The sequence below is a fragment of the Roseinatronobacter ekhonensis genome (genome assembly GCF_900499075.1).
Lineage (GTDB): Bacteria > Pseudomonadota > Alphaproteobacteria > Rhodobacterales > Rhodobacteraceae > Roseinatronobacter > Roseinatronobacter ekhonensis.
The window spans coordinates 26,412-40,397 of the sequence record NZ_UIHC01000030.1 but is presented as its reverse complement, the minus strand read 5'-3'; the positions used below and the strand labels follow the sequence as shown (position 1 = coordinate 40,397).

Below are 13,986 nucleotides of genomic sequence, written 5' to 3'. Positions count from 1 at the left end.
GAAATGGCGCAAACTCGATGGCCGGAACCGCCTGCCCGAGATCATCCAAGGGGTTGAGTTCCGCGACGGCCTCCGCCACGTTCAAGCCGCCGCCTGATCAGGCGTCACCAACTTCTGCGCATATCTCAGCATGCTATTGAAACCGGCAGAGTGATCCACACAGGTTTTGACGCGGTCTGATGCGCCGTGCTCAACTGGTAATGTCGGGCCGCATCAACGCAACATCGCGCCCATGCCTCGATCATCAATAATCGCTCAGCCCTTCGTGTCCGGCATATCAAGAACCTCGCGGATTTTTGCCGCCAAACGCTCGCGCCGGTAGGGCTTGCTCAAGAGCTTTACCCCTGTTTCCAGCCGCCCGTCGTGAACGATGGAATTCTCGGTATACCCAGACGTAAACAGAACCTTGATACTCGGTAAAAGCTTTTGCGCGGCGTCTGCGATTTGCCGCCCGCCCATTTTCCCCGGCATGACAACATCTGTGAACAGCAGGTCGATGTCGGGTGAGCGGTTGAGTATATTCAAGGCTTCGTCGCCGTCAGAGGCCGCGATGACCTCGTATCCCAAGAAACGAAGCTGGCCAACCACGTTCTTGCGCAGCGACGCATCGTCCTCAACCACCAGAATGGTCTCTTGGCCGCGCTGTATCAGAGTGGCCGGGGCGTCGTCTACGACATTTTCCCGTTCGCCTCGCGTGCGGGGGAAATACATCTTGATAGAGCTTCCTTCACCCGGCTCTGAATAGATGCGCAGATGCCCGCCAGATTGTTTTACAAAACCGAACACCATGCTCAACCCAAGCCCTGTGCCCTTGCCAACCTGCTTGGTCGTGAAAAATGGCTCGAACACCCGGTCAAGATATTCTTTCGGGATGCCATGTCCCGTGTCGGTGACAATGATCACGACATACTGTCCCGCACTGACCCCCGGTTCGGCGCTTACATAGTCGTCGTCAAGCGTGGCGTTCTCGATTTCAATGGTCAGATAGCCCCCGTCCGGCATTGCGTCGCGGGCATTCACAGCAAGGTTGAGAATTGCTGATTCGAGTTGTCCCGCATCCGCCTCGATTTCCCACAATCCGTCGGCGTGGGCGATTTCGATGTCGATAGTCTCCGGCAAGGTCCGGCGTAGCAGCCCGTCCATACCCTGCACAAGCTGTGCAATATCCAGAACCTTTGGCTCCAGCGGTTGCTTGCGGGAAAAGGCCAGCAAACGATTGGTCAGTTCGGCCCCACGTTCCGCGGCGTTCAGTGACAGGGTCGCCAAGCGTTGCAACTGCGGATGCGCGTTCAGTTCTTCCTCCAGAATTTCAGCATTGCCCAGAATGATGGTCAGCAAATTGTTGAAATCATGCGCGACACCGCCGGCAAGCTGGCCAACCGATTGCATTTTCTCAGCCTGACGCAGCCTGTCTTCAAGTTTCGCGCGCTCGCTTACATCGGTGACAGATCCCAGAACACGGGTGGCTTTGCCGCGTTCGTCCTGAGTGGCAAAGGCACGGTCCTCGACAAGCACCCATGTGCCGCAGGGCTTCTGGACGCGGTATCTTTCGCGCAATTCCGAAATCTCTCCCGACAGAAGACGGCGCCAAGCGGTATCGTAGTGTTCAAGGTCGTCACGATGCACGTGTTCGCGCCAGAATGCGTGGATCGAACCGGACTCGTCGGGCTCAAAGCCAAGTATCTCGGCCAGCCCATCGCTCCACCATTGGGTGTCGGTGGTCAAATCCCAATCACCGATAACACTGCCCGTGGCTTTTGCGACAACGCGAAACCGCTCTTCGCTGGCCTTCAGCAGCAGATCGGACCGCTTGCGCTCTGTGATGTCGCGCTGGACAGCAATCCAGTGGGTAAACCAGCCCGATTTATCGGCCAATGGCATGATGTCCAGTTCAAGCCAGAACTCTTCGCCGGACTTGGTATAGTTGACAAGTTCGGACCGAACCGGCTGCCAGTTTTCCAAAGCCTGCCGAATGCGCGCCAGTTCGGCGGGGTCGGTTTTCGGGCCTTGCAACAGGCGCGGCGTCTGGCCGATAACCTCGTCGCGGGAATACCCGGTGCTTCGCTCGAACGCGTCGTTGACATAAACGATCGCCGGGCCTTCGGGGCTATCGATCGGTTCTGCCGTGGTAATCAGCAGAATGTCGTTCAAACGCGAAATGGCCTTTTCCAGAAAAAGCAACTGGGTATCGCGCGCGCGCTCTTGGGTAATATCTCGGAAATATACAGCCAGCCCCGCAGTGGTGGGGTCGGCGCACACTTCGAACCATGTGTCCAGAGGTGCAAAATATTCCTGAAAACGGATCACGCAGCCTTGGTCCACGGCGCGCGTGTAATTCTCCTCGAACGCGCTGCCCACGGCCTCTGGAAACTCTTGCCATATGGGTTCGCCCAGCAGGTCATCCCTGGTGCGCTGCATCAGTGTTTCGGCCTTGGAGTTCACGAATGCAAACCGCCAGTCGTCGTCCAACAGGAAAAAGGCGTCGCTCATGCCTTCAAGCGTGTTGCGCAGGCGGGCGGATAGCAGCGACGCCTCGTCTTTTGTCGCGACAAGGTCGGTGATGTCCTGAAACGCGCCCTCAACAGCCACGATTTCACCGTGCGCATCGCGGACCGGCTCTCCCAATGCACGTACCCACGCATGCCGCCCTTGGGCGGTTTCGATCATAAGCGTATCATCGAAGGTTCGTCCTTCGGTGCTACAGGCTGCGAACTGCGCGCGAATGCGGTCGCGATGCTCTGGAATGTAGTACTCGATTCCCATTTCCAGCGTGGGTGAGAAACCGGCAGGTTCGCCGTGAATAGCAGCGGTTTCGCCACACCAAGTGACATGTGGGTTTTTCAGGTCGACCCGCCAGCTTCCCAAACGGGCCAAACGACCAGCAAGATTGCGTTGGCGTTCCTGGCGCATCAGCTCTTCTTGCGTGACCTTGAGATCGGATATGTCCTGCACAAAGCCGATGCCGATCTCGCGCCCGTCCACCCGGTGGCGCGCGCCGACACCGCGGACATGCGAAACGGTTCCATCGGCCCGGATGATCCGGTGCTGAAACTCGATCTCTGGTGCGCCGGAGTCGAAGAAATCCGAATAGTTGGCCACCGTCTGATCGCGGTCATCCGGGTGGACAAGGGCGACGTAGCCCTCGAAATCCGGCACGCTCTGGTCTTTTGGGACGCCGTAAATCTCGAACACCCGGTCCGACCATGTCAGCAGGCCGCGTTCAAAGTCGCATTCCCAAGCTCCGAGGTTCAAAAGCGTCTCTGCAGTTTTCAGACGCGCCTCGCGGTCGCGCAGAGCAAAGAGCGCTGTGCGCGCTTCAGCCAATTGCCGCTGATCGAATGATGTTCCCGCAACAGGGTCCGCCGTCTCTGGCAAAGTCTCTGCCAAAACCTCTGTCACGTCCTCTACGCCGTGGATGATGTAAATGACATGATCGTCGGCATCCAGCACAGGCTTGTTTCTTGGCAGCCAAAAACGGTCCTGCCACGTGCCATCGGGCTGTCGCACGGGATAGCGCTGTAGGTTCATCACATCCGTCACGCGCAACGATTCTGAGCGCTGTAGCGATGCGCGAAGCTGGCCAGCGCTGTCGTCCTGTCCTTCTGCCGGATTGTCGGGGAACAGCGTGAACAGATGCGCACCCAACAATGCCTCGCGATCCATCATGACAGATTGTGCATACTCGTCGGTGACGGCAACGATCCGGTAGTCGCCCGGCGTCAGCACAAGCATTTTCCCCGGAAGGCCGTCGAACAGGTTGGACAGATGCGCCGCCGACAAGCCGACCTGATGGCGCAGCGTCTCATTTTCGCGGCTCAGGGTGTCGGCGAGGGCTTCGGCATGAACAAATTGCGTCACGTCGCGAATGCTGGCCACGACAGCCTCTTCGCCTTGGAATATGACCTTGCTCCAGGTAAACGCGGCAGTGTGCAGGGTGCCGGATTTCGAGACGATCGTCCATGTTCCGGCATCGGCCTTCGTGCCATCGAACTGGCGGACCTGCTCGACAATGCGCGCGCGGTCAGCTTCGGGGCGCAGATCGGCGATGGTCATGGTCTTCAACGCCTGCGCATCATATCCGATCCAGTCGCGCGCGGCATGGTTGCAGGCAAGTATGCGAAGGCTGCCGCTTGAAAACACCCAGACGGGCAGCGACAGGTGGTCATAGGCCTCAAGTGCCGTGATGGGCAGGTCCGGAAATGTCGTCATGAGTTTCTGGCTCATGCGTTAGTGTGACTGACGTTTTCACGACATTGTTCAATCGGAAAAGGTCGTTCTCTCTTGAGTGCGCCCGTTAGGGGTCGCACTCAAACGAGGATATTTTATGATCGCATGGTCAGAGCGTAGCTGATACCTACCGTGCATGTAAACCGGCAATGCCCGGCCGGGCGGCGACGCTGGTCCTGCCATTACCCTTGATGCGACACGATGTGCCGGTCTGGCACCCGCCGCTGCATGTCACTCTGGCGCGACCGGAATCGCGAAGCCGGTCTTCACGCGGTCCATGACGGCGCTGGTGCGAAACCGAAGAACATTATCCTCGGCAAAGAAATACCGGCGCGTGAAGCTTTCGAAATCGCTCATATCCTTGGCTGACAGGATCAGGATGAAATCGGCGTTGCCGGTAACATAATAGCATTGCATCACCTCTGGGGCGGCCTGCATCGCGGCTTTGAAACGATCAAGGTGGGCCTTGCGCTCATTCTGTAGTGTGACTTCGACAATGAGAATAAGGCCGCGCCCGGCGCGCGCCGGATTCAAGATCGCGATCTCGGCTTCGATGTAGTCAGAGGCCCGCAGCCGCGCCAACCGTTTGCGACAGGCATCGGGCGACAGGCCGACCTGTTCCGACAGCGCCTCTGCGGTGACGCGGGCGTTGCTTTGCAGGGCATTCAGGATTCGGGCGTCGAAATTGTCCATACGGGTAGGGATTGCCCAAAACCGGCCCAAGGCGAACCCATTTTTGCAGTTTGCGCCGATATTCGGCTCATTTTCTGCCGGATCGTCCGAAAACGACTGCGATTGGGCCTCAGATTTCCGTTCGCGGCGACGCGACCTGCGTTACGCTATGCCCGATCTGGACAAGGGGACGAAATGGGCGACCAATTGCAAAACCCGTGGCGCGGTGTCGGGCTGGATGATGCGGGGCTTATGCCGCTGGCGGATGCGCACGATGTCGCGCGCCTGTTGCAGCGATGTCCTGCCCACGCGCCCACGCCCTTGCAAGACATGCCTGCCCTGGCTGAGAAATTCGGCATCGCAAGGCTGTGGTTGAAAGACGAACGCGCGCGTATGGGGCTGGGCAGCTTCAAGGCGCTGGGCGCAGCCCATGCCATTGCGCGGGCAGCCGCGGCGACGCACGCGGACGACCTGCAAGAAGCGCTGCGCGATAAGACCTATGTTACGGCAAGCGCCGGCAATCACGGGCTGTCTGTTGCTGCGGGCGCGCGGCTGTTTGGGGCGCGCGCCGTGATTTATCTGTCCGAAACCGTGCCCGATGCCTTTGGTGCCCGTTTGCAGGCAAAAGGCGCGCAGGTGGTGCGCGCGGGCGCGGATTACGAGGCCAGTATGCTGGCTGCCGCCGAAGCCGCAGAGCGAAATGGCTGGACCCTGCTGTCCGACAGTTCGTGGCCCGGCTATACCGAATTGCCCCTGCGCGTCATGGAAGGCTATCTGCAACTGGCGGCCGAAGCGGTGGCGCAGATTGACCGCGCGCCCACCCATATCCTGTTGCAAGCCGGTGTCGGGGGACTGGCAGCAGCTGTTGCGGCACATGCGCGGCATGTCTGGGGTGCGGGGCCGCAGATCGTGGTGGTAGAGCCAGAGGCTGCGCCCGCCCTGATCGACAGCATCCGCGCCGGTAGGGTGGTGGACAGTTCCGGCCCCGAGTCGTGCATGGGACGGCTCGATTGCAAGACCGCCTCTTGGATCGCGCTGAACGGGCTGGCTCGTGATGCAGACCTGTTCATGACGATTTCCGAACAGGCGGCGCAGCGCGGGGCCGCGCTTCTGGCCGAAAATGGGTTGCCCACCACTGCATCTGGCGCGGCGGGTGTCTCTGCTGTGCTGGACGGGCTTGCTTTGCCCGCCGATGCGCGGGTTATGGCCATCCTCAGCGAAGGGCCGGAAGATGGCTGACCGGTCGCTTGTCTTTCCGGCGCAAGAATACCGCGACCGGATTGCGCGGCTTCAAACCGCCATGGCCGCGCATGGGTTAGAGGCGCTTTTGCTGACGACGCCTGCCGATGTTTTCTACACCACGGGCTTTCTGACACGGTTCTGGGCAAGCCCCGCGCGTCCGTGGTTTTTGGTGGTGCCGCAAACCGGCGCGCCCTTGGCGGTCATTCCGTCCATTGGGGCAGCTCTTATGGGCCGCACATGGCTGGACGACATTCGCACCTGGGACGCGCCCGACCCGCGCGACGATGGGATCAGCCTGCTGTTTGATGCGCTTTGCGAGTGTGTGAGTGCGCAAGGACGGATCGGCTTGCCCATGCGGCTGGAGACGCATCTGCGCATGCCGCTTGAGGATTACGAGACATTGCGCGCCAAGCTTGCGCCGCGCCAGATTGTCGATGCGACCGAATGTGTCCAGCGTGTGCGCGAGGTGAAATCGGACGCGGAAATCGCGAAGATCCGTGACAGTTGCAGCATTGCCGGTCGGGCATTCGCCCGCGTGCCGGAATTCGTGTCTGCCGGGACACCCTTGGACGCCATCTTTCGCGACTTCCAGATCACGCTTCTGGCAGAGGGCGCGGATTGGGTCAGCTATGTCGCCGGTGGCGCGGGGGCGTATGGCTACGGCGACGTGATCTCTCCCGCCGGGGCGACGCCCGTGCAGCGCGGTGATGTACTGATGCTGGACACAGGCGCGGTCAAGGGCGGCTATTTTTGCGACTTTGACCGCAATTTCGCCATCGGCAAAGCGACGGATACCGCCCGCTATGCCCATGCCGCGCTGTGGCAGGCCACGGAGGACACGCTCTGCGCACTTCGCCCTGGAATGCGGGCCTGCGATGCGCATCGCATGCTTTCCGACGCGCTTCATAAGCAAGGCGTTGCACCGGCAGGCGGGCGGCTTGGCCACGGGCTGGGCCTGACGCTGACGGAATGGCCCTCTTTTACACCATTGGATGAAACGCGGCTGCGCGCGGGCATGGTGCTGACGCTGGAGCCGGGTTGCATAACCGGTGCGGATCGCATCATGGTGCATGAAGAAAACATAGTTCTGCGCGAGCATGGGGCAGAGCTGTTATCGCCGCGCGCGCCCAGCGACCTGCCCGAGATCGTGACATGACCGCATTTCCCTATGACCTGCAAGACGATAGCCTGCCACGCCTTGGCCTTATCGTGCTTCAGGTTGATGAGACGATCGAGCAGGATTTTCGCAAGCTCTTCACCCCGGAAATGGCGCAGTTGTATGTCAGCCGTATTCCGTCGGGGCTGGAATTGACGCCAGGTAGCATCGCGTCCATGGAGGATGCGCTGCCGACTGCTGCGGGGTTGCTGCCAGCGCCGCTTGATGTTGTCGGCTATGCGTGCACGTCGGGGGCGACACTGATCGGACCACAACGGGTGCAAGAGCTGGTTATGGGCGCAACAGGCGCGCGCGCCGTCACCGATCCGATGACCGCTGCATTGGCCCAGTGTCAGGCGCTTGGGCTGCGGCGTATCGGGATTGTTTCACCTTATATCGCCCCCGTTGCAGCGCCGATCCGCGCCGCATTCGAGGCTGCCGGGATAACCGTGCCGGCAACCTTGTCCTTTGGCGAGGAGGTCGAGTCGCGCGTCGCCCGTATTGCGCCGGCATCCATTGTCGCCGCCGCGCAGGCGCTGGCCCGCGACCAAGAGATTGACGGAATATTCCTGTCCTGCACCAATCTGCGCACATTCGATATTCTTGACACGCTTGCAGTGCAGTTGGGACTGCCGGTGCTTAGTTCCAATCAATGTCTGTCCTGGTATATGGCAGCGCTGACGGGCGTGACGCCGCCCGCAAGATGGCCCGGATCGGACGGGCGCGCACTGGCGGGAGAAGGGTGACGCCCTCGGCGGGCTCATAGGTCATTGGCAAGTAACAATTGACAGGATTCTCGCGGCCGTTCTAAGACCGTGCTGCGGCAAAGCCGAAGGGACTGCAGGATGCGCCAAGCCATGGTCATGATAACAAGGGGTGTCTTGCCCGAAACACCTGATTGGGCGGTGTGATCCATGCTGGGGATGGAACAGGATATAACCACCGTATTGAACCTGATCGCCCGCACTCAGCCCCAGCCCGGCTGCCGCAAGGTAATCGGGATCGTCGGGCCGCCCGGATCGGGCAAATCCACACTCGCCGCGGCCTTCGTGGACCGGTTGAACCGCACCGGCCACGCAAGCGCCATGCTTGTCCCGATGGATGGGTTTCATATGGACAATGACAGTCTGGACCGCGCGGGACTGCGCGCAGTGAAAGGCGCGCCAGAAACCTTCGAAGTTGCAGCTTTTGTCGCCACATTGCGCGCGCTGCGGCCCGAAGGCGCGACCGGCACGTTCCCGGTGTTCGACCGTACGCGCGACTGTACGGTGCCCGACGCGCAGCAGGTCACGCCAGAGGTGGACACGCTTGTGGTCGAAGGGAATTACCTGCTGCTTGAGCAGGCCCCTTGGGACGATGTCGGCAGGATGCTGGATGCAAGCGTGGCGCTGACGCCGTCCCTCGCGGTGCTGCAAGAGCGCCTTGTCGCGCGGTGGCTGTCTTATGGCTTGTCGCCCGAGATTGCCGAGCAAAAGGCAGGGCAGAACGACCTCCCCAATGCACGGCGCGTGCTGCAAGAGAGCAGCCAAGCCACCCTGACTCTGACACAAGGGACCACTGACATAGATAGCCAATAAGATCCCCGCCCCAAACTCAAGCGGGTTCCAGCGACGTGCGTCACCTGCGTACAAAGCGGCCAAGGTTATAGCTTCGTTTGAAGCAGACGCGCCTCTGTATCATCGCGAGATACATCAAAATTCGGGAAACATGGCAGCCCGTAGGGGAATCGAACCCCTCTTTCCAGGTTGAAAACCTGGCGTCCTAACCGATAGACGAACGGGCCACTGGGTGGTGAGGCGCTGTTTATGCAAAGCGTCTCTGCTGCGCAAGAGGGTTTCGCGCGAAAAAACCGAGATTTTGGAGGGATTTTTTCAGCGATCGGATACGGGCGACGCCGCGTCATCCAAACGCAGTTGGGGGGTTTGCCGTCCGCCCCAGAAATTGATCTCGATCTGACCGGCAAGGTGTAGCCTGCGGCCCTGATGCGCGGCGATCAGCGGGCCCAGATCCGACTCGAAGGCGCCGAAAGCGATTGCGTTCAGGCTGGTGCCGCAGCCGCCGACGCAGCGAAACCGCATATGAGTTTCGCCGATCCGTTTGACACCTTCTATCCGCATATCGGCAAATGCGAAGCGCGGGGCGGGGGCGCTTGCGCCGAATGGACCGGCAGCTTCCAGTCCGGAAATCAGCTCTGGCGTGACGGCGCTTGGCATCAAAACCCCGTCCAGCCGCAAACGACGGGCACCGGGTGCGCCCGCACCCTGTTGTGCCAGTAATGCGCCCAGCCGTTCCATCGCGGCGTCCACGCCAGCGCGCGCCACGGTCAGGCCCGCTGCCATCTTGTGGCCGCCGCCACCAATCAGCAGCCCCTCGCGCACCAGCCGGTGAATGGCCGCGCCAAGGTCCACGCCGGGGACCGAGCGGCCAGAGCCCTTGCCCGTCTCTCCGTCCAGCGCGATAACGATGGCGGGGCGGTTGGTGGCTTCCTTCAGGCGGGCGGCGGCGATTCCGATCACGCCGGGGTGCCAGCCGTCGCCCGCAGCCCATGCCAACGGCGCGTCGCCGCCGCGCGCTTCGGCCTGCGCCAGCGCACTGGCGCGCACGGCGGCCTCGATCTCGCGGCGTTCGGTGTTCAGCAGGTCCAGACGGGTTGCAAGGGCCTCTGCCTCTGCGTCATCGCGTGTGGCCAGCAGGCGCGCACCCATATCGGCGGCTCCGATCCGCCCGCCCGCGTTAATGCGCGGACCGATCACATAGCCCAGATGGTAGGCGCGTGGGGCCGTGTCCAGCCGGGCAATGTCAGACAGCGCGCGCAATCCGGGGCGCGCGCGGCCCGCCATCACGCGCAGGCCCTGCCGGACAAAGGCGCGGTTGACCCCCACAAGCGGTGCGACATCGGCCACCGTAGCCAGTGCCACAAGGTCCAGCAGCGCCATCAGGTCGGGGCCTGCATGCCCTTGCGCACGGCCCTGCCGGTTGGCTTCGACCAGCATCAGGAACACCACGCCCGCGGCGCATAAATGCCCCAGCGCACCGTCCTCGTCCTGCCGGTTTGGGTTGACCACGGCCAGCGCGGGCGGCAGCGTTTCGGCGCCAAGATGATGGTCCAGAACCACCACATCCGTGCCATTGGCAGCGGACAGCGCGTCATGTGCCATCGTCCCGCAATCAACACAGATGATCAGGTCATGCGCGGCGGCGAGCTTCGCCATCGCGGGCGCGTTGGGGCCATACCCTTCGGCAATACGGTCGGGCACATAAAGCGTGGCCGCATGTCCCATCGCGCCCAGCCAGTCCAGAAGCAGCGCCGCAGAGGCCGCGCCGTCCACATCGTAATCGGCAAAGATGGCAATTCGTTCGCGCGCGTGCGCCGCCCGCAAAACCCGTTCTGCCGCGCGGTCCATGTCTTTCAAGCCACGCGGGTCGGGCAAAAGCGCGCGCAAGGATGGTGCAAGATAGTCTTGCGCCGCGTCCGGCGCGACCTCTGCGCGCGCCAGCACCGCGCAGATGGCCGGGGGCAGGGCGCTTGCCTGCGCGATGGCCTCGGCCCGACGGTCGCGCGCGGCGTCCGGGCCAATCCAGATCTGTCTCAATGCCGAATGCTCGACCCCCAGAAACGCGCGATCCTCGGTCATGCGGACAAAATATCCGCAACCGACCGCGCTGTCACGAACTCGCCATGGAGATGGCTGATCGCGGCGTGGTGGCTTGCATCTGCTGTCAAATTCTCGGCGCGCGCGTCCTGCCAGCTGTTGTCGGCATTGGCGGCAAAGGCCGCGCAGGCGTCATGCGCAAGCGTAACCTCATAACCCATATTCGCCGCCATCCGGCAGGTGGTGGACACGCAATGCGGCGTGGTCAGCCCAGCTATCACCATATGCGAAACGCTCCGCGCGCGCAGCCATGCGTTCAGTTCTGTGCCGATAAAGGCCGAATTCACCGATTTGTCGAACCGCGCCTCATCGTCTGATGGTGACAGGTCCGGCATCCAGTCCGCGCCCGCTCCGCGCAAGGGGCTACCGGCGGTGGTGCTCAGGTGGCGCACATGCACAACCGGCGCACCCTTTGCGCGCCAGCCCGCCAGCAGGATCGCTGCGTTTGCTTCGGCACCCGGATTGTTGCGCGCGCCCCAGACAGGGTCTGCAAACCCCGTTTGAAAGTCGATCAGCAACAGCGCGCCATGCATCTTCATCTTGCCTCAAATTCTCCGGGGGCTGGCCCGTCAGGGCCAGGCGGGGGCAGCGCCCCCGAACCACCGATCACAGCGGCGAGCGGTAGGTCATCCGCCGCAGCGATCCGGTCTTGGACCGCATCAGCAGCGTTTCGGTCGTCACCCAGCCGGGCTCGGTGCGGATGCCTTGCACGATGGACCCGTCGGTCACGCCGGTCGCAGCAAAGATCACATCGCCCGTGACCATTTCGTCGCGGGTGTAGACCTTGTCAAGATCCTCGATCCCGGCGCGGCGGGCGCGTGCGATCTCGTCATCGTTGCGAAACAACAGCTTGCCATAGATTTGACCGCCCATGCATTTCAGTGCAGAGGCCGCCAGCACGCCTTCGGGCGCGCCGCCAGAGCCCATATACATGTCGATGCCGGTCATTGCGGCTTCGGCGCAATGGATCACACCGGCCACATCGCCATCCATGATCAGCCGGATCGCCGCCCCGGTGGAGCGGATATCGGCGATCATATCCTCGTGGCGCGGGCGCTCCAGCACGCAGACCGTTATGTCGGACGGGGCGCAGCCTTTGGCCTTGGCCAACGCGCGGACACGGTCCGAGGGCGACATGTCCATCGTCACCGTGTCGGGCGCAAAGCCGGGGCCAATGGCCAGCTTGTCCATATAGACATCGGGTGCGTGCAGCATCGAACCGCGCGGCGCCATGGCGATCACGGTCAGCGCGTTGGGGAAATCCTTGGCGGTCAGCGTGGTGCCTTCCAGCGGGTCGAGCGCGATATCCACCTCGGGGCCGGTGCCATTGCCGACCTCTTCGCCGATATACAGCATCGGCGCTTCGTCGCGCTCGCCCTCGCCGATGACGACGCGGCCCTGAATATCCAGCATGTTTAGCTGCGTGCGCATTGCGTCGACAGCCGCTTGGTCGGCGGCTTTTTCGTCACCGCGCCCGACCAGTTTGGCAGAGGCAAGGGCAGCGGCTTCCGACACGCGGGCCAGACCCAGAGAAAGCATGCGGTCGTGAAATTCGGATGGCGTCGTCATGAGGTTCGGTCCTTGACAAGATATGGTTGCCAAAGCTCTAGCGGCAGTGGCCCCCAATCCACAAGGGCTGGTGTCAATGGGGGCGCTAACAGGCATGTGCCTGCGACATATGGGACTCAGTCCTCTTCAATCGCAAGCGCGACAGGCTCTCCCACCACGACGCCGGTTTTCAACGACAGGGCGACCGCATGCTCTATCGCGTCGCGGGTGGTTTTATGGGTGATGACAAGCACCGGCGCGCGGGTATCGGCATGGCCATACTGGCGCATCCGGTTGATCGACACGCCTGCAAGCCCGAGGGCTTCGGCCACCTTGGCCAGCGCGCCGGGTTTGTCGATCAGCCCCATGCGCAAGTAGAACGGCTTTGAAGCGGTGGCGCGCGCGGCCACTGCCTGTGCAAGGCTGTTTGCAGGCTGGCCAAAGACCGGCAGGCGCAGGCCGCGTGCAATGTCGATCACATCGCCCATTACCGCGCTTGCGGTCGGGCCTTCGCCCGCGCCGGGGCCGCGCAGCACGATCTGTTCGACCGCATCGCCTTCGATCACCACCATGTTGGTGCCGCCCTTCAATTGCCCCAACGGGCTATCAGATGGCACAAGGCAGGGGGTCATCGACTGCTCCAGCCCGCGCCCTGTCATCTGCGCCACACCCAGCAGTTTTATGCGCAGGCCCAGATCGGCGGCGGCGCGGATATCCTCGATAGAGATTTTCTCGATCCCGCCCAATTCAATCGCGTCGAAATTGGGCTGCACACCAAAGCCGATTGCGGCCAGCAGGGCCAGCTTATGCGCGGCGTCGATGCCGCCCACATCCAGCGTCGGGTCCGCTTCCAGAAATCCAAGCTGGTTGGCTTCCTCGAATACGGTGTCATAGGGCAGGCCCGCATCTTCCATCCGGGTCAGGATGTAGTTGCAGGTGCCGTTCATCACGCCCTTGATGCGGGTGATCCTGTTGCCAGCCAGCCCTTCCATCAACGATTTGATGACGGGAATGCCGCCCGCGACCGCCGCCTCGAAACGCAGGGCCACGCCCTTGGCCTCCGCCGCTTCGGCCAGGGCCTGTCCGTACAGCGCCAGAAGCGCCTTGTTCGCGCTGACGACATCCTTGCCCGCGTCAATGGCCGCTTCGGTCAGGGCCTTGGCGGGCCCGTTCTCGCCGCCCATCAGTTCGACCACAACATCCACATCGTCGCGCCGCGCCAATGCAACGGGGTCATCTTCCCATGCATAGGCCGAAATATCGACGCCACGGTTGCGGGTGCGCGACCGCGCGCAGACCGCGACGATCTCCACCGGGCGCCCGGCGCGCGCCGCGATCAGGTCGGCGTTGGTTTGCACCAGCTTCACAAGCCCCGTGCCGACCGTGCCAAGCCCGGCTATTCCAAGGCGCAAGGGATGGGTCATGTCGGGCGCTCCGTTCAGAAAGGTGTTTGCGCGCCTGTTAGCGGCTTGGAGCAAGGCTTGCAAC

The 13,986-nt window shown here is 62.2% G+C and carries 10 protein-coding genes and 1 tRNA gene; 4 read left to right on the top strand and 7 right to left on the bottom strand.

The window, feature by feature from the left end:
- Positions 1 to 255: 255 nt before the first annotated feature.
- Complete coding sequence (locus ROE7235_RS13210) at positions 256 to 4,209, bottom strand: PAS domain-containing hybrid sensor histidine kinase/response regulator (protein ID WP_183073508.1); 3,954 nt, start codon at positions 4,207 to 4,209, stop codon at positions 256 to 258.
- 249 nt (positions 4,210 to 4,458) lie between these two features.
- Positions 4,459 to 4,950 carry an Lrp/AsnC family transcriptional regulator gene (locus tag ROE7235_RS13205; protein WP_370743739.1) on the bottom strand — a complete coding sequence of 164 codons (492 nt, stop codon included), beginning with the start codon at positions 4,948 to 4,950 and terminating at the stop codon, positions 4,459 to 4,461.
- A gap of 144 nt (positions 4,951 to 5,094) precedes the next feature.
- Between ROE7235_RS13205 and ROE7235_RS13200 the strand changes: the two genes are divergently transcribed.
- The 4 genes from ROE7235_RS13200 (at position 5,095) to ROE7235_RS13185 (ending at position 8,874) form a co-directional block, all read left to right on the top strand.
- Positions 5,095 to 6,138 (top strand): pyridoxal-phosphate dependent enzyme, encoded by a 1,044-nt coding sequence (locus ROE7235_RS13200; protein ID WP_121095982.1) that lies wholly within the window; start codon positions 5,095 to 5,097, stop codon positions 6,136 to 6,138.
- Entirely contained in the window at positions 6,131 to 7,297 is a 1,167-nt protein-coding gene (locus tag ROE7235_RS13195) for a M24 family metallopeptidase (RefSeq protein WP_121095981.1), read from the top strand. Before ROE7235_RS13200 ends, ROE7235_RS13195 begins: the two co-directional genes overlap by 8 nt.
- Positions 7,294 to 8,043, top strand: a complete 750-nt coding sequence (locus ROE7235_RS13190; protein WP_121095980.1) for a maleate cis-trans isomerase family protein — start codon at positions 7,294 to 7,296, stop codon at positions 8,041 to 8,043. Before ROE7235_RS13195 ends, ROE7235_RS13190 begins: the two co-directional genes overlap by 4 nt.
- Before the next feature lie 168 nt (positions 8,044 to 8,211).
- Positions 8,212 to 8,874, top strand: a complete 663-nt coding sequence (locus ROE7235_RS13185; RefSeq protein WP_121095979.1) for a nucleoside/nucleotide kinase family protein — start codon at positions 8,212 to 8,214, stop codon at positions 8,872 to 8,874.
- 131 nt (positions 8,875 to 9,005) lie between these two features.
- Here the strand turns inward: ROE7235_RS13185 and ROE7235_RS13180 are convergent.
- The 5 genes from ROE7235_RS13180 to ROE7235_RS13160 form a co-directional block, all read right to left on the bottom strand.
- A tRNA-Glu gene (locus ROE7235_RS13180) sits at positions 9,006 to 9,080 on the bottom strand.
- A gap of 88 nt (positions 9,081 to 9,168) precedes the next feature.
- The gene (gene recJ / locus ROE7235_RS13175) at positions 9,169 to 10,932 is read right to left on the bottom strand and encodes a single-stranded-DNA-specific exonuclease RecJ (protein WP_121095978.1); all 1,764 of its coding nucleotides are present in this window, start codon (positions 10,930 to 10,932) and stop codon (positions 9,169 to 9,171) included.
- Positions 10,929 to 11,489 carry a cysteine hydrolase family protein gene (locus ROE7235_RS13170; protein ID WP_245963965.1) on the bottom strand — a complete coding sequence of 187 codons (561 nt, stop codon included), beginning with the start codon at positions 11,487 to 11,489 and terminating at the stop codon, positions 10,929 to 10,931. The genes recJ and ROE7235_RS13170 overlap by 4 nt, the downstream gene beginning before the upstream one ends.
- A 67-nt stretch (positions 11,490 to 11,556) precedes the next feature.
- On the bottom strand, positions 11,557 to 12,519 hold the full coding sequence (gene glpX, locus ROE7235_RS13165; RefSeq protein WP_121095977.1) for a class II fructose-bisphosphatase: 963 nt from the start codon (positions 12,517 to 12,519) through the stop codon (positions 11,557 to 11,559).
- A 116-nt stretch (positions 12,520 to 12,635) separates the two neighbouring features.
- Positions 12,636 to 13,922 carry a homoserine dehydrogenase gene (locus ROE7235_RS13160; RefSeq protein ID WP_121095976.1) on the bottom strand — a complete coding sequence of 429 codons (1,287 nt, stop codon included), beginning with the start codon at positions 13,920 to 13,922 and terminating at the stop codon, positions 12,636 to 12,638.
- Between the last annotated feature and the right edge of the window lie 64 nt (positions 13,923 to 13,986).

Coding starts and splice junctions, on each gene's coding strand:
- ROE7235_RS13210 (WP_183073508.1), bottom strand. CDS start 4,209: ATGACGACATTTCCGGACCTGCCCATCACGGCACTTGAGGCCTATGAC.
- ROE7235_RS13200 (WP_121095982.1), top strand. CDS start 5,095: ATGGGCGACCAATTGCAAAACCCGTGGCGCGGTGTCGGGCTGGATGAT.
- ROE7235_RS13195 (WP_121095981.1), top strand. CDS start 6,131: ATGGCTGACCGGTCGCTTGTCTTTCCGGCGCAAGAATACCGCGACCGG.
- ROE7235_RS13190 (WP_121095980.1), top strand. CDS start 7,294: ATGACCGCATTTCCCTATGACCTGCAAGACGATAGCCTGCCACGCCTT.
- ROE7235_RS13185 (WP_121095979.1), top strand. CDS start 8,212: ATGCTGGGGATGGAACAGGATATAACCACCGTATTGAACCTGATCGCC.
- recJ (WP_121095978.1), bottom strand. CDS start 10,932: ATGACCGAGGATCGCGCGTTTCTGGGGGTCGAGCATTCGGCATTGAGA.
- ROE7235_RS13170 (WP_245963965.1), bottom strand. CDS start 11,489: ATGAAGATGCATGGCGCGCTGTTGCTGATCGACTTTCAAACGGGGTTT.
- glpX (WP_121095977.1), bottom strand. CDS start 12,519: ATGACGACGCCATCCGAATTTCACGACCGCATGCTTTCTCTGGGTCTG.
- ROE7235_RS13160 (WP_121095976.1), bottom strand. CDS start 13,922: ATGACCCATCCCTTGCGCCTTGGAATAGCCGGGCTTGGCACGGTCGGC.